The 14,237-nt window shown below is 68.4% G+C and carries 14 protein-coding genes; 11 read left to right on the top strand and 3 right to left on the bottom strand.

Going from position 1 to position 14,237, the window contains the following annotated elements; all coding sequences use genetic code 11:
• Nucleotides 1-480 precede the first annotated feature (480 nt).
• Together FFI87_RS15260 and FFI87_RS15255 are read right to left on the bottom strand one after the other, a co-directional pair.
• A complete protein-coding gene (locus FFI87_RS15260; protein WP_138847091.1) occupies nucleotides 481-1,320 on the bottom strand; it encodes a tetratricopeptide repeat protein in 840 nt (279 codons plus the stop codon).
• A 14-nt stretch (nucleotides 1,321-1,334) separates the two neighbouring features.
• Entirely contained in the window at nucleotides 1,335-3,395 is a 2,061-nt protein-coding gene (locus FFI87_RS15255) for a bifunctional 2',3'-cyclic-nucleotide 2'-phosphodiesterase/3'-nucleotidase (RefSeq protein WP_012364803.1), read from the bottom strand.
• A gap of 290 nt (nucleotides 3,396-3,685) precedes the next feature.
• Between FFI87_RS15255 and FFI87_RS15250 the strand changes: the two genes are divergently transcribed.
• From FFI87_RS15250 to FFI87_RS15205, 10 genes are all read left to right on the top strand, one after another.
• Nucleotides 3,686-4,810, top strand: a complete 1,125-nt coding sequence (locus FFI87_RS15250) for an MlaE family ABC transporter permease (RefSeq protein WP_012364802.1) — start codon at nucleotides 3,686-3,688, stop codon at nucleotides 4,808-4,810.
• Nucleotides 4,807-5,718, top strand: coding sequence for an ABC transporter ATP-binding protein (locus tag FFI87_RS15245; RefSeq protein WP_138847092.1), 912 nt, complete (start codon nucleotides 4,807-4,809; stop codon nucleotides 5,716-5,718). Before FFI87_RS15250 ends, FFI87_RS15245 begins: the two co-directional genes overlap by 4 nt.
• 24 nt (nucleotides 5,719-5,742) lie before the next feature.
• The gene (locus FFI87_RS15240) at nucleotides 5,743-6,678 is read left to right on the top strand and encodes an MlaD family protein (protein WP_012364800.1); all 936 of its coding nucleotides are present in this window, start codon (nucleotides 5,743-5,745) and stop codon (nucleotides 6,676-6,678) included.
• An 89-nt stretch (nucleotides 6,679-6,767) separates the two neighbouring features.
• The gene (locus FFI87_RS15235) at nucleotides 6,768-7,391 is read left to right on the top strand and encodes an ABC-type transport auxiliary lipoprotein family protein (protein WP_138847093.1); all 624 of its coding nucleotides are present in this window, start codon (nucleotides 6,768-6,770) and stop codon (nucleotides 7,389-7,391) included.
• Nucleotides 7,392-7,410: 19 nt separating this feature from the next.
• Nucleotides 7,411-8,562, top strand: coding sequence for a VanZ family protein (locus FFI87_RS15230; protein WP_138847094.1), 1,152 nt, complete (start codon nucleotides 7,411-7,413; stop codon nucleotides 8,560-8,562).
• 154 nt (nucleotides 8,563-8,716) lie between these two features.
• Nucleotides 8,717-9,034 (top strand): (2Fe-2S) ferredoxin domain-containing protein, encoded by a 318-nt coding sequence (locus FFI87_RS15225; protein ID WP_006755914.1) that lies wholly within the window; start codon nucleotides 8,717-8,719, stop codon nucleotides 9,032-9,034.
• A gap of 13 nt (nucleotides 9,035-9,047) precedes the next feature.
• Nucleotides 9,048-9,692 (top strand): alpha/beta hydrolase, encoded by a 645-nt coding sequence (locus tag FFI87_RS15220; RefSeq protein ID WP_138847095.1) that lies wholly within the window; start codon nucleotides 9,048-9,050, stop codon nucleotides 9,690-9,692.
• Between the two features lie 407 nt (nucleotides 9,693-10,099).
• Nucleotides 10,100-11,413: a D-alanyl-D-alanine carboxypeptidase family protein gene (locus tag FFI87_RS15215; RefSeq protein WP_012364796.1), complete on the top strand. Its 1,314-nt coding sequence runs from the start codon at nucleotides 10,100-10,102 to the stop codon at nucleotides 11,411-11,413.
• Between the two features lie 48 nt (nucleotides 11,414-11,461).
• Nucleotides 11,462-12,388 (top strand): D-amino acid aminotransferase, encoded by a 927-nt coding sequence (locus tag FFI87_RS15210; RefSeq protein ID WP_138847096.1) that lies wholly within the window; start codon nucleotides 11,462-11,464, stop codon nucleotides 12,386-12,388.
• Complete coding sequence (locus tag FFI87_RS15205; protein ID WP_006760320.1) at nucleotides 12,388-12,696, top strand: YbeD family protein; 309 nt, start codon at nucleotides 12,388-12,390, stop codon at nucleotides 12,694-12,696. Before FFI87_RS15210 ends, FFI87_RS15205 begins: the two co-directional genes overlap by 1 nt.
• 70 nt (nucleotides 12,697-12,766) lie before the next feature.
• On the opposite strand, the gene FFI87_RS15200 is transcribed toward FFI87_RS15205, so the two are convergent.
• Nucleotides 12,767-13,738, bottom strand: a complete 972-nt coding sequence (locus tag FFI87_RS15200; RefSeq protein WP_006753861.1) for a transcriptional regulator GcvA — start codon at nucleotides 13,736-13,738, stop codon at nucleotides 12,767-12,769.
• Nucleotides 13,739-13,840: 102 nt separating this feature from the next.
• On the opposite strand from FFI87_RS15200, the gene FFI87_RS15195 reads away from it, so the two are divergent.
• Nucleotides 13,841-14,167 (top strand): DUF2917 domain-containing protein, encoded by a 327-nt coding sequence (locus FFI87_RS15195; protein ID WP_006760318.1) that lies wholly within the window; start codon nucleotides 13,841-13,843, stop codon nucleotides 14,165-14,167.
• Nucleotides 14,168-14,237 lie beyond the last annotated feature (70 nt).

Here is a 14,237-nt window from a genome sequence, read left to right as displayed (position 1 = left end):
GGCCCGTCCACATTGGATTCTCACTTTGGGAGATCAAGTGAAGCGGTTTGCGATCACGCTTTGTGGGGCCGTTGGCGGATTGCTGTTGACCTGGTTTTATCTGTACACATACAGCCATATAAGTTGGCCGAAACTCCCAAGCACGCCGGCTCGCGGTTGCTACGAGCTCGATAAGTGTCCGGTCTCATGGTGGCAGGGGGGGGTGTTTTTCGCGTACTTGCTGGGGCCTGCCGTGTTTTTCGGCGTCGTCAATGCAATGGCTTACAGGCGCTGGTCGTGCAAGAGATGGAGTGCCACGCTCGGCATCGGGACGCTACTCGCGGGCCTGTTCTACCTTGAACCCTATGTTTCGCGTTTGCTTGCGCGCTGAGGCCTTGCAATTCAGTGCGGGGCCCGGGAGGCGCCCCACGAGGATTAGCGCGCCGCCGGACCGGCATCATTCTGCCGACGCGTATTCGCGCCGGCGTCGCAGCAACACCCTCACGGCGCCACGACCGGATGCTTCAACGCATGCGCGGTCTCGATCCACTGCGCGTGGAATTCATCCGCATCGGGCTTGAGCCCAAGCTCGCCATTGCGATACGCCATCGCGAGCGTCTGCACGGCTTCCGGCAGCTCGTGTTCCGCCGCACGCCGATACAGCGCAAGCGCCCGCGCTTCGTCGCGCGGCACGCCGCTGCCGTCGCGGTACGCGTTCGCGAGCATGAAGTCCGCGGAGGGGATATCCGCGCGCGACGCGAGTTCGAACCAGTGCGCGGCCTGCACGGGGTCGGCCGCGGTGCCGTAGCCGCTGCGATAGATCAGCCCGAGGTAGTACGCGGCGGCCGGATCGCCCTGGCCGGCCGCCTCGCCGAGCAGCGCACGGGCGCGGGCGTAGTCCTTCGGGATGTCGCCGCTGCCGAGCAGCAGGGCCTTGCCGAGTGCGAGCTGCGCGCGTCGCGCGGCGGGCGAGTCGGTCTTGCCGTCCGCGGCGGTTTCCAGCCAGCCGCGCCCCTCGTCGCGCAGCCCCGGCTCGCGCGCATCGACGAGCGCGATCCCGAGCGCCGCCTGCGCGTCGCCCGAACCGCGCCGTGCGAGGGTGCGCAACCGCGCGAGCGCATGCGGCTCGACGGCCTGCGCGACCATCGCCTGCCACTCTTCGAGCTGCGCGGCGCTCGGCGCGGGGCCGGCGGCCCGCCAGCCGGTTGTCGCGACGACGGCCGCGACAGTCACGGCCGCCGCCGCGAGCAACGCGGCCGGCGGGAGTTTCGCGCGCAGCAGGCGCCGCGCGGCGGCGGTGAAGCCGGCCTCGGCCGGCCGCATCGTCCGGATCGGTTGCATCGCGGGTCTCATGGTCATTGCGTGAGGTCGATCTCGTAGATGGCGAGGTTCTTGCCCGAGCCGTCGTCGGCCGCGACCTGCGTGAGGCCGCTGAGGCCGGCTGCCGCCGCGTCGCCGAGCCGATTCGGCGCCGACGTGAACCGCACGTGCGCGACCGAGCTCGCGAGCTTCGTGAAGCGCCAGCTGCGCTGCGCGCCGTCCGCCGCGCGCGTGATCGCGCCGCGCTTCTTGATGAACGAGATCAGCACGTCGCGGTTCGCGTCGGGCGACGCGAAGATCGTCTTGCTGCCGTCGAGGCCCGGGAAGTTGCCGCCGCCGCTCGCGCGGTAGTTGTTGGTCGCGACGATGAACTGCGCGTTCGGGTCGATCGGCGCGCCCTGGTACGTCAGGTTCCTGATCCGGCTGCCGACCGGCTGCGTGACGTCGATCTCGTAAGCGAGATCGGCGGACGTGAACATGTCGAAGTTGTAGCCGGGGAAGCTGCCGACGAGCGGCTGAACGGTCGCCTTGGTCGGGTCGATCGTGTTGAAGCGCTTCGCGGCTGTCTCGAGCCAGTTCTTCACGTCGCTGCCGCTCACCTTCACCGCGTACACGGTGTTCGGGTACAGGTACAGGTCGGCCGCGTTGTTGATCGCGAGCGCGCCCGGCGCGACGTCGGTGTAGTCGCTGCCGCCGCCGAAGCCGCTCTTGAACGGCGCGCTGACCGACAGCACCGGCAGCGACGCGTATTGCGGCAGGTTCGCCTGCACGTAGGTCCGCACGTAGTCGGCCTGCGCCTCGTTGACGATCTGGATCGCGCCCGGATCGCCGACGTCCGCGAAGTACGAGTTCATCCGGTAGTCGGTCGAGCCGATCGGCGTCTTCACGTAGTCGATCGTCGCCTGGTGCTCGGCGGCGATCGCGGCGGAGACCGACGGGTCGGCGGCGACGTAGCTCTTGTCCGCGTTCTGGATCGGCCGCGCCTCGACGGTCGTCAGCGACTTGTCGACGCTCCACGCGTGGCCGTCGAACTTCAGGCCGAGCTTGATCACGCCGAGATGCTTGCCCCAGAAGTTGGCCATCACGGTCGGCACGCCGTTGACGGTGCCCTTCGCCTTGTCGACGCCCGGCAGGTTGAACTGCGGCACGGTGCTGTTCGCGTCCGGGAACACCTGGTGCGAGTGGCCGATCAGCATCGCGTCGATGCCGGGCACCTTCGACAGCCACCAGCTGCCGTTTTCCATCGTCGGCGAGTATGCGGAGTTGTCGAGGCCGCCGTGCGAGATCGCGACGACGAGATCGGCGCCCTTCGCGCGCATCTCCGGAATGTACTTCTCGGCCGCTTCCTTCAGACCGGTCGTATAGACCTTGCCGTCGAGCCAGCGCTTGTCCCAGTTCATGATCGCGGGCGGCGTGAAGCCGATGATACCGACCTTCACCGGCGCGCTGACGGTCTTGCCGTCAGGCGTGACGGCCGTCACCGTGCGGGTCAGGATCGTGTACGGCGTGAACAGCGGCGCGTTGGTCTTCGCGCTGATCACGTTCGCGAGCACCTGCGGGAAGTTCGGGCCCGCGCACTTCTTCTGCTGCGCGGGGGCCGGCAGCCCGTCGACGTCGAACGTGTTGCCGGTCACCTGCGACAGGTACGGCAGCCCGTAGTTGAACTCGTGGTTGCCGATCCCGCCGCCGTCGAACTTCGCGGCGTTCATCACCTTGTAGATCGCGAGCGTCTGGTCGCAGCCGATCGGCTTGACGAGCGCCTGGTAGTCCGACAGCGCGGTGCCCTGGATCGTGTCGCCGTTGTCGAGCAGCAGCGTGTTCGGGTACTGCGCGCGCGCCTGCGCGATCAGCGTCGACACGCGCTCGAAGCCGAGCGAGTTGTCGGCGGCGAGCTTGAAATAGTCGTACGACAGCACGTTGGTGTGCAGGTCGGTCGTTTCGAGCAGCGCGAGCGTGGCGGTCGTGCCGGCCGGCGCCTGGGCCTGCGACGGCGGAGCGGTGACGTCGTCGCCGCCGCAGCCGGCGAGGGCGAAGGCAAGGCTGGCGAGCGCGGCGGCGAAGCCCGCGCGGCGGCGGGAAAGCGGGGGGAGACGCATCGGTTGTCCTGTTTCGTGTTCTGTTCTATGAGTCGCGACGATGAAGCGCGAAGTGCGCAACGAAATGGCGGCGCGGGCGCCGACGGCCTGATGTGCGCGCGTGAGAGTATCGAAAGGAAACATGACGGAGGAATGAAAGGCGCGCGCGGGGCAAGCCGATCCGGGCCGGCACGTGCAGGCGGGCGCCGCGGGCCGGCGCGCCGGCCGGGCGCCGCGACGGAAATCCTCACGTCGCTGCGCCGGGCGGTTCGCTACAATGGCCGCTGTCATCCTTTTGCAAACAACCCGCCTTGGACTTCGAGACTCCTCCCGGCCTGTCGGTCGACGCCGGCGGCCAGGGCCAGACGGTGCGCCTGTACGGCCAATGGACCGCGCTCGCGCTCGCGCGCAACCGGGGCGCGGTCGCGCGCCGCGTCGCGGGCATCGCGTCCGGGCGCGTGAGCGAATGGGATCTGTCCGGCATCGAACGGCTCGACCACGTCGGCGGCCAGGCGCTGTGGCGCGTGTGGGGCCGCAAGCTGCCGGACGGCGTCGCGCTGAGCACCACGCAGCGCACGATCTTCGAGCGCATCGAGCGGCTCGACAGCCAGCGCGAGGCGCCCGAGCGCGTCGTGCACTTCGGCCCGATCACGCGCCTGGGCTTCATGCTGTTCGCGTTCGCCGAGCACCTGCAGGGCGGCATCGCGATGTTCGGCCTGGTGATCCTCGACGCGCTGTCGGTGCTGCGCCGTCCGAAGACGATGCCGTGGAAGGAAACCTCGGCGAACATCTACAGCGCCGGCGCGCAGGCGCTGCCGATCACCGCGCTGGTCGCGTTCCTGATCGGCATCGTGCTCAGCTATCTGTCCGCGCAGCAGCTGCAGACATTCGGCGCGAACCGCTACATCGTGAATATCCTCGGGCTGTCGGTGATCCGCGAGCTCGGCCCGGTGCTGTCGGCGATCCTCGTCGCGGGCCGCTCGGGCTCGGCGATCACCGCGCAGATCGGCGTGATGCGCGTGACCGAGGAGCTCGACGCGATGCGCGTGATGGGCATCCCGCACGGGCTGCGGCTGATCCTGCCGCGCGTGCTCGCGCTCGGCGTCGCGATGCCGCTGCTCGTGATGTGGACCAACATCATCGCGCTGACCGGCGGCGCGCTCGCCGCGAAATTCGTGCTCGGGATCGACATCAACTATTTCGTGCGCTCGCTGCCGGGCGTCGTGCCGATCGCGAACCTGTACATCGGCGTCGGCAAGGGCGTCGTGTTCGGCATGCTGATCGCGCTGGTCGCATGCCATTTCGGTTTCCGGATCAAGGCGAACTCGCAAAGCCTCGGTGAAGGCACGACCACGTCGGTCGTCTCGTCGATCACGGTCGTGATCCTCGCCGACGCGGTGTTCGCGATCATGTTCCAGAACGTGGGGCTCGGATGAACACGTCGAACGACCCGGCGGCCGGTGCCGCCAGCGCCCATACCGCGGCAGCCAGCGCCGGATCGGCCGCCGCGTCCGGCGGCGACTTCGTGATCGAGGTGCGCAACCTGACGAAGCGCTACGGGCGCAACATCATTCACCAGAAGCTCGATTTCGACGTGCGGCGCGGCGAGATCGTGGCGATCGTCGGCGGCTCGGGGTCGGGCAAGACGACGCTCGTGCGGCAGATCCTCGGCCTCGAGCGGCCGACGTCCGGCACGATCAAGGTGTTCGGCGAGGACACCTCGAAGATCGACGATGCGAGCGCGCGGATGATGCGCACGCGCTCGGGGATGCTGTTCCAGCAGGGCGCGCTGTTCTCGTCGATGACGGTGTTCGACAACGTCGCGCAGCCGCTGCGCGAGCTCGGCCGCGTGCCGCCCGACCTGCTGCACGACATCGTGATGCTGAAGCTCGAGATGGTCGGGCTGCCGTGCAAGCACGCGTCGAAGATGCCGGCCGCGCTGTCGGGCGGGATGGTGAAGCGGGTCGGCATCGCGCGCGCGATCGCGCTGGAGCCGGAACTGCTGTTCCTCGACGAGCCGACCGCCGGGCTTGACCCGCAGGCATCCGACGAATTCGTCGAGCTGATCGCGACGCTGCACCGCACGCTCGGGCTGACGGTCGTGATGGTGACGCACGACCTCGACACGATGGTCGCGCTGTCGACGCGCGTCGCGGTGCTGGCCGATCGCAAGGTGCTGGTCGCCGCGCCGGTCGAGGAGGCCGCGAACGTCGACCACCCGTTCATCCACGAATATTTCCTGGGGCTGCGCGGGCGCCGCGCACTGCAGGCGCTGCCGCCCGAGCGACGCGCGAAGCTGCCGAAGGCCGCCCTCGAACCGGCGCTCTCGAGCGTCGAGCTGTAACCGGCAAGGACAAGGAATCTGCTGATGGAAAACAAATCACATGCGTTCTGGGCCGGCCTGTTCACGATCGCGCTGACGCTGGCGATCGCGGGCACCGTGTTCTGGTTCAACGTCGACCGCACCGTGCGCGTGCCGTACGACCTGCTCGCGCGCACCAACGTGACGGGCCTGTTCCCCGATGCGGCCGTGCGCTTTCGCGGGCTCGACGTCGGCAAGGTGCAGTCGATCGGCTTCGACCGCACGCATCCGGGCCAGATCCGGATCCGGATTCTCGTCGACCGTGATGCGCCGATCACGCAGTCGACCTACGGCAGCCTTGGCTTCCAGGGCGTGACGGGCATCGCGTTCGTGCAGTTGGAGGACACCGGCCGCGACCTGGCGCCGCTGCCGTCGTCGCCGAAGTCGATCGCGCAGATTCCGATGCGGCCGAGCCTGTTCGACCAGATCCAGGAGCGCGGCGACGTGCTGTTGCGGCAGCTCGAGCAGGCGGCGGAAAGCGCGAACGCGCTGATGTCGCCGGAGATGCGCGAGCAGTTGCGCGCGACGGCCGAAAGCCTGCAGCACGCGGCGGACGGCGCGGCGACGCTGTCGAAGCAGCTCGCGCCGGCGGTGGCCGCGCTGCCGCAGACGATGCACCAGGTCGATCGCGCGATGGCATCCGCGAACACGCTGCTGCAGCCGAACGGGCCGCTCGTGTCGAACCTGAACAAGGCCGGCTCGGCCGCGGAGCAGGTCGGCGTCGCGCTGAACGACCTGAACGCGCGGGTCCAGTACGACACGCTGCCGCGTTTCAACACGCTGGCGGACAGCGTCGGCGATGCGTCGCGGCAATTGAAGGACGTCGCCGGTGAACTCGGCCGCAACCCGAGCAGTCTGTTGTTCGGTTCGCCCGGCGCCGCGCCGGGGCCTGGCGAAGCAGGCTTCGTCTGGCCGGGCAAGGGTGCGGCGGCCGGCAAATGAAGCGCGGCGCCAGCCCATCGATCGCCCGGCCCTGAGCGAGGCCGGGCACTGACGCCCTCGAAACCGGAAACATCATGCAGGAACATGCCATGCCACGAATCCTTGATCGCGCGCTGCGTCCGGCCGCGACCGCACTCGCGATACTGATGCTCGCGTTCGCCGCCGGCTGCGCCGGCAACGGCGCGGCGCTGTCGAACGTCCGCTACGACCTCGGGCCGGCCGCGTCGGTCGTGACGGCCGGTACGGGCCCCGCGCTGAAGGTGCTCGACGTCGCCGCGCCCGACGCGCTCGACACCGACAAGTTCGTCTACCGCCTCACGTATGCGGATGCGCAGCGCACGGCCGTCTATCGCGACAGCCGCTGGACCGCACCGCCCGCGCAACTGCTCACGCAGCGGCTGCGCGGCGCGCTGTCGTCGCGCGGCGCGGTGCTCGAAGGCTCCGACGGCGTGCGCGCACCGACGCTGAAGGTCGACCTGAACGAATTCGAGCAGGTGTTCGACGGGGAGTCGCAGAGTCACGGCGCGGTCACCGCGCGCGCGACGCTGATGCAGGACGGCAAGGTGCTCGGCCAGCGCACGTTCGTCGCGCGCGCACCGTCGAGCACGCCCGATGCGGCCGGCGGCGCGCGTGCGCTCGCGGCCGCGAGCGACGAGCTCGTGTCGCAGATCGCCGCCTGGGTCGGCGTGCAGGCGTACGCGGGCAACCCGTGACGCGCAGCGTGCAGCCGCGATGAGCGCGCCGGTCACGCCGCGCGCGTCGTCGCTCGCGCGACAGGCGTTCGCCGCGTACGCGGCGCTCATCGTCTATGCGTCGCTGTATCCGTTCGACGGCTGGCTGTCGCTCGGCATCGGGCCGTTCGACTACCTGTTCGCGCCGATGCAGCGCTATGTGACCGCGTTCGACGTGGTGACCAACGTGCTCGGCTATTTGCCGTTCGGCGCACTCGGCGTGCTCGCGCTGCATCCGCGCTGGCGCGGCGTGGCCGCGACGCTGATCGTGGGTGGCCTCGGCGTGCTGCTGTCGGGGGCGATGGAGGCGCTGCAGACCTACCTGCCGATGCGCGTCGCGTCGAATCTCGACCTCGCGGCCAACGCGCTCGGCGCGCTGTTCGGCGCCGCGCTCGCGGCCCCGGCCACCGGCGCGCTGCTCGACCGCGGCGCGCTGCGCCGGCTGCGCTTCGCATGGTTCGAGACCGACGGCGCGACGCCGCTGCTGCTCGCCGCGCTGTGGCCATTCGCGATCCTGTTTCCGTCGCCGTTCCTGTTCGGCATCGGCGACTGGCCGGCCGCATTGTGGGAGCGCGCCGACGGCTCGATGCAGGACGCGCTGCTCGCGTGGCTGCCGGCCGCGTGGCGCGTGAGCGAGTGGCCCGAGCGCGTCGACGGCTGGCTGTCCGACTCCGCGTGGGAAGCCGTGCTCGGCGGGTTGATGCTGTTCGCCGCGCTGGCGATCGCATCGCTCGCGATGCGCGCCGGCGCGCCGCGCGTGCGACTCCTGATCGCGTTCGTCGCGGCGTCGCTCGCGCTGAAGGCGGGCGCCACCTTCATGCAGTCGAGCACCGGCCTCGTCGTCGTGTGGGCGACGCCGGGCGCGCGGCTCGGCATCGAGCTCGGCTTCGCGGCGGCGCTGGTCGCGTTGCGCGTGCCGGCCACGTGGCGCGCGCTGCTCGCGGCGGCTGCGCTGCTGGCCGGCGTGGCGCTCGTCAACCTGCTGCCCGTCAACCCGTTCTTCGACTTCACGCTGTCGGGCTGGCGGCAGGGCCGCTACGTGCACTTCAACAGCATCGCGCGCTGGCTCGCATGGATCTGGCCCTACGCGGCGCTGATCTGGCTCGGCCAGCGGGTCGAGCACGCGTGGCTGCCGGGCGCGCTGCGGCGCTGACGTGCTGAGGCAGCGCGCGGGGCAGGGCGGCCACGGCCCGCTCGCCGGCAGCGGCACGCGCCGGTCGTTATAATCGTCCGCACATCCGTTGCCGCGCGCGACGGCAATCGCCCCTCTTTCCGCCCAGCACCGCGCCGGGCCGCTCGTCACCATCATGGATTCCTACTACCAGCACCACGTCTTTTTCTGCCTGAATCAGCGCGAACCGGGCGCCGAGCGTCCGAGCTGCGCGCAATGCAATGCGCAGGCCATGCAGGAATACGCGAAAAAGCGCGTGAAGGAACTCGGCCTCGCGGGGCCGGGCAAGGTCCGCATCAACAAGGCCGGCTGCCTCGACCGCTGCGAGGAAGGGCCCGTGATGGTCGTGTATCCGGAAGGCACGTGGTACACGTACGTCGACCAGGCCGACATCGACGAGATCGTCGAATCGCACCTGCGCGACGGCAAGGTCGTCGACCGCCTGAAGATCTGAGCGGGCCGGCCGAATGAACGTTCATACGCAGAAGTCGCTGATCGCCGGCCCGGCCGGGCAGATCGAAATCGCGGTCGACCTGCCGGACGCCGTGCGCGACGGCAGCGCCGCGCCGCGCGGGATCGCGCTCGTCGCGCACCCGCATCCGCTGTTCGGCGGCACGATGGACAACAAGGTCGCGCAAACGCTCGCGCGCACGCTGGTCCAGCTCAACTACGTGGTGTACCGGTCCAACTTCCGCGGCGTCGGCGCGACCGAGGGCGTGCATGACAACGGCATCGGCGAGGCCGACGACCTGCTCGCGGTGCTCGCGCACATGCGCGCGCAGCCGGCCCATGCGGAGCTGCCGCTCGTGCTCGCGGGCTTCTCGTTCGGCACCTTCGTGCTGTCGCATGTCGCGAAGCGGCTGCGCGACGCGGGCGAGACGATCGAGCGGATGGTGTTCGTCGGCACGGCCGCGAGCCGCTGGCAGGTCGCCGACGTGCCCGAGAACACGCTCGTGATCCACGGCGAAACCGACGACACGGTGCCGATCGGATCGGTCTACGACTGGGCGCGGCCGCAGGAGCTGCCGGTCGTCGTGATCCCCGGCGCCGAGCATTTCTTCCATCGAAAGCTGCACGTGCTCAAGCGCATCATTGTCGACGCGTGGCGTTGAAGTGTTGATACGTTGAAGCATCGATGCGTGTAGCGCGGCGCCCCCTTTCCGCACCGCGCCCGCGCACGCATTTCGCGCGACTTCGAGCGCGATTGGCCGCAGCGAAGCCGCGCTATCCTCCCGAATCCCGCGTGCGGCCACCCGCACGGTTCGCGAAAACGTCGTTCGCGGCCACGTATAATGGCCGCATTTCGCGTCGCCCGCGGCCCGGCCGGGCCCATGCGGCGCTCGTTTCGCCGCCTGTCAGCCCGCTCGCGACGGCCGCGAACCGAACGCGTCCGCACGAGTCCAACCGGCGCGTTTCGCGCCGTCCGACGCAGTCGGACGAATGCCCGGAACGCCCGCCGCCTTGCCGTTCAACCCTGCGCGTTTCGCGCCGCACTTTCTGCCACCAGCCTGAATCGATCATGCGTCTGTCTCCCCAAGGCCTCAAGTCCCTCGCTTCTTCCATCGCCTTCGGCACCGCCGCGCGCAACGTCGCGCTGGGCGTGATGCTGCCCGTCGCGCTCGCATCGACGATCGTCGTCGCCGAGGCGAAGCCGGCCGCCAAGGCCAAGGCCGCGCACGCGGCGCCGGCCGCCGCCGAGCAGTTCACCGGCGCGCCCGCGACCTTCATGCCGGGCGCGGTGCCGCCGCCGGGCGTGAACGCGCGCTCGTGGGTGCTCGTCGATGCGACGAGCAACACGGTGCTCGCATCGGGCAACGCCGACGAACGCGTCGAGCCCGCATCGCTCACGAAGCTGATGACGGCCTACCTGGTGTTCGAGGCGCTCGACAAGAAGAAGATCTCGATGGAGCAGATCATCACGCCGAGCGAGGCAGTGCGCCGCGTCGGCCTCGACGAGTCGCGCATGTTCATCGAGGCGAACAAGCCGGTGTCGGTGCACGACCTCGTGTACGGGATGATCATCCAGTCGGGCAACGACGCCGCGATCGCGCTGGCCGAACTGGTCGGCGGCAGCGAAGGGCAGTTCGTCACGCTGATGAACGCCGAGGCGCAGCGCCTCGGCATGAAGGGCACGCACTTCGCCGACGTGAACGGCATGCCCGATCCAAACCACTACACGACGGCCGGCGACCTCGCGAAGCTGTCCGCGCACCTGATCCGCGATTTTCCGCAGTACTACGGCATCTTTTCGGAGAAGGAATTCAAGTACAACAACATCCGCCAGGGCAACCGCAACCGGCTGCTGTGGCTGGATCCGACGGTCGACGGCCTGAAGACGGGCCACACGCAAGCGGCCGGCTACTGCCTGATCGCATCGGCCAAGCGCGCGATCCCGGGTGTCGACGGCCAGCGCCGTCTCGTGTCGGTGATGATGGGCGAGCCGAAGGAAGGCGAGCGCACGCAGGACAGCATGAAGATGCTGAACTACGGCTATAGCGCGTTCGACGCGGTGCGCCTGTTCAAGGGTGGCCAGGCGATGTCGACGCCGCGTGTCTACAAGGGCAAGGAGAACACCGTGCAGGTCGGCGTGAAGAGCGACCAGTGGGTGACCGTGCCGCGCGGCCTGGGCGACAAGGTGAAGCCGGAAGTCGACGTCAACGCGCCGCTGATCGCGCCGCTCGCGGAAGGCCAGCAGGTCGGTACCGTGAAGCTCGTCGCCGACGGCAAGACGCTGTCGGAGTACCCGGTCGTCGCGCTGCAGGCGGTGCCGGAAGCGGGTATCTTCGGGCGTATCTGGGACTCGATCCTGCTGATGTTCAGCAAGAAGAAGTAAGCGCGACGGGCCTTTGTTTTCACGACTTCATCCCCATCTGGTATAGCTATGAGCCAAGCCGAATTCGAACCGATCGTCTACCTCAGCGTGTCGTCGCAGGAGGAACTGGTGCCGCTGTCGCAAGCCCGTGTGCCGGTGCTCGACCGCGGGTTCATCTTCGGCGATGGCGTGTATGAAGTTGTCCCCGTTTATGCGCACGACGGCGCGCACGTGCCGTTCCGGATCGAACAGCATCTCGACCGGCTCGCGCGCAGCCTGAAGAAGATCGGCATCGACAACCCGCACGACGCGGCCGGCTGGCGCGCGCTGATCGAGCGCCTGGTCGCCGCGAACGCGGAAGGCCTGGGCGACGGCAACGCGCTCGTCTACCTGCAGGTGACGCGCGGCGTCGCGAAGCGCGGCCACGCGTTCCCGGCGAATACGGTGCCGACGGTGTTCGCGATGACGAGCCCGCTGCGCCTGCCGTCGGACGAGGAGCGCGCGCGCGGCGTGCGCTGCGTGACGGCCGAGGATCGCCGCTGGCTGCATTGCGACATCAAGTCGATTTCGCTGCTTGGCAACGTGCTGATGGCGCAGCATGCGGCCGAACGCGATGCGTTCGAGACGATCCAGCTGCGTGACGACAAGGTGACCGAAGGGTCGTCGTCGAACGTGTGGATCGTGAAGAACGGCGAGCTGATGGCACCGCCGCGCAGCAACAAGATCCTCGAGGGGATCCGCTACGCGCTCGTCGAGGAGCTGGCCGATCAATGCGGGATTCCGTTCGTCGCGCGCGAGATCAGCGAGGTCGAGCTGCGCTCGGCGGACGAGATCATGATCACGTCGGCCACGAAGGAAATCCTGCCCGTCACGTCGCTCGACGAGCTGCCCGTGCAGGGCGGCAAGCCGGGCCCCGTGTTCGCGGCGTTGTACGACGCGTATCAGCGTGCGAAAGCGCGCGAGTTTGAACAGTTTGACCTAACCCGGAGGAAATGATGAGCGAACCGACCAAAACCATCGAGGTCACCGGCGCGATCGATACCCGGAAGGAGTCGCTGCTGGAGTTTCCGTGCGATTTCCCGATCAAGATCATGGGCAAGGCGCACCCGGAATTCAAGGACACGATCTTCAAGGTCGTGGCCGTTCACGACAACGAGATCGACGTGGAAAAGATCGAGGAGCGTGTGTCGAGCGGCGGTAACTACACCGGCCTCACGATCACCGTTCGGGCGACGAGCCAGGAACAGCTCGACAACATCTACCGCGCCTTGACCGGCCATCCTATGGTCAAGGTTGTGCTGTAGGGCCTGTTCCCCTTGTTTGGAAAAATCATTCGTGGGGCCAGCGCAAGCCCGTTATTAGCGGGAACAGCCCCTAGCCCTTCCATCCGCCTTCCTGCGCGCACTCGGCGGGGGTCTTCCCCGCCGCGCGCCGCGCATCCAGTTCGTCGCACAGCAGCTTGAATTGCGCGACTTCCTCGAACATCCACGCCCTGAATGCCTGCACGCGCGGCGCGTTCAGCAGCGGTGGCGGACACACGAAAAAATAGTGCCACGGGCTCGCCCCGTCGATGTCGAACAGGCGCACGAGGCGCCCGTCGAGCAGGTCGTGCACCGCCAGCGAGCGCCGCACCAGCGCGATGCCCTGGCCTTCGATCGCAGCCAGCAGCAGGTTCGACGAATCCTGGTACAGAATCCCGCGTTTCGGCTCGGTCAGCGTGTCGAGCCCCGCCGCGTCGAACCACGGCCGCCACAGCTCGTCGTCCGAGCGCAGCAGGTTGTAGTGCACGAGATCGGCGGGCGTCTGCGGCAGCTTGCCGCCGTTCAACGTCGGCGCGCACGCCGGAAAGAACACTTCGTCGAACAGCGGCTCGACGTGCAGCCCCGGATAGTTGCCGAAGCCGAAGCGGATCGCCAGGTCGACGTCGTCGCGCGCGAAATCGGTCAGATTGTTGGTCGACTGCAGTTCGACGTCGATTTCCGGATGCCGCTCGATGAACGTGCCGATGCGCGGCGTGACGAAGCGCGCGGCGAACGAGGACAGCATCGACACCACCAGCCGCCGGTCGCGGTCGCTTGCCCGCACCTCGCGCGTCGCGTCGGCCAGCATCATCAGCGCGGTGCGCACCTGCTGCGCGTAGCGCATGCCGGCGCCGGTCAGGCACAGCCGCTTGCCGTTGCGCGCGAACAATTGCACGCCCAGCTCCTCCTCGAGCGCGCGCACCTGATGGCTGACCGCGCCGTGCGTGACGAAGAGTTCGTCGGCGGCGCGCGAGAAATTCTCGTGACGGGCGGCGGCTTCGAACGCGCGGATGGCGTTCAGCGCAGGGAGCTGGCGGAGGTCCATTTGCTAATTTTCCTCACATTGACGTGAAAATTGGTCGTTTGGTCAGGCGCCTTTAAGTGACTACGATTGTAGCCATCGAAGCACTTATTGGCGGAGTCGATCATGCAAGAAATTTCTTCAAGCATCACGTTCGAAATCCCGGCGGGCGAAACCGTGCCGATGAAGGTGCAACGCAGCACGCGTCTGACCGTGCAATGCGGGCCGGTGTGGGCGACGCGCAGCAACGACGTCGAAGACTACTTCCTGGTCGACGGCGAGACGCTTCGGCTTCGCCGCGGTGAGCGGCTGTGGCTCAGCGCGGAAAGCGGGCAGGGCGCCCATGTGGCGTTCTCGGTGTCGCGGCCGGCCGCGGAAGTCGCGCGCGGCGTGCTGGCGCGGCTGCGCAACCGCGTGAATGCGCTGCTCCACGACGGCTGGCGCACCGTCTGACGGACCTTTCCTCCGACGGATCCCCCGGATCCGTCCCTTTTCCCGGCCGGCGAGACCCATGGGTTTTCGG

This window comes from Burkholderia sp. KBS0801 (assembly GCF_005937855.2).
In the GTDB taxonomy this organism is placed as follows: Bacteria; Pseudomonadota; Gammaproteobacteria; order Burkholderiales; family Burkholderiaceae; genus Burkholderia; species Burkholderia ambifaria.
This window is presented reverse-complemented; position numbering and strand designations above follow the sequence as displayed.

What these genes read in the sequence shown, in the direction of transcription:
- FFI87_RS15260 (WP_138847091.1), bottom strand. Translation starts at nt 1,320, where the DNA reads ATGCAACCGATCCGGACGATGCGGCCGGCCGAGGCCGGCTTCACCGCC.
- FFI87_RS15235 (WP_138847093.1), top strand. Translation starts at nt 6,768, where the DNA reads ATGCCACGAATCCTTGATCGCGCGCTGCGTCCGGCCGCGACCGCACTC.
- FFI87_RS15220 (WP_138847095.1), top strand. Translation starts at nt 9,048, where the DNA reads ATGAACGTTCATACGCAGAAGTCGCTGATCGCCGGCCCGGCCGGGCAG.
- FFI87_RS15210 (WP_138847096.1), top strand. Translation starts at nt 11,462, where the DNA reads ATGAGCCAAGCCGAATTCGAACCGATCGTCTACCTCAGCGTGTCGTCG.
- FFI87_RS15230 (WP_138847094.1), top strand. Translation starts at nt 7,411, where the DNA reads ATGAGCGCGCCGGTCACGCCGCGCGCGTCGTCGCTCGCGCGACAGGCG.
- FFI87_RS15205 (WP_006760320.1), top strand. Translation starts at nt 12,388, where the DNA reads ATGAGCGAACCGACCAAAACCATCGAGGTCACCGGCGCGATCGATACC.
- FFI87_RS15200 (WP_006753861.1), bottom strand. Translation starts at nt 13,738, where the DNA reads ATGGACCTCCGCCAGCTCCCTGCGCTGAACGCCATCCGCGCGTTCGAA.
- FFI87_RS15215 (WP_012364796.1), top strand. Translation starts at nt 10,100, where the DNA reads ATGCGTCTGTCTCCCCAAGGCCTCAAGTCCCTCGCTTCTTCCATCGCC.
- FFI87_RS15245 (WP_138847092.1), top strand. Translation starts at nt 4,807, where the DNA reads ATGAACACGTCGAACGACCCGGCGGCCGGTGCCGCCAGCGCCCATACC.
- FFI87_RS15255 (WP_012364803.1), bottom strand. Translation starts at nt 3,395, where the DNA reads ATGCGTCTCCCCCCGCTTTCCCGCCGCCGCGCGGGCTTCGCCGCCGCG.
- FFI87_RS15225 (WP_006755914.1), top strand. Translation starts at nt 8,717, where the DNA reads ATGGATTCCTACTACCAGCACCACGTCTTTTTCTGCCTGAATCAGCGC.
- FFI87_RS15240 (WP_012364800.1), top strand. Translation starts at nt 5,743, where the DNA reads ATGGAAAACAAATCACATGCGTTCTGGGCCGGCCTGTTCACGATCGCG.
- FFI87_RS15195 (WP_006760318.1), top strand. Translation starts at nt 13,841, where the DNA reads ATGCAAGAAATTTCTTCAAGCATCACGTTCGAAATCCCGGCGGGCGAA.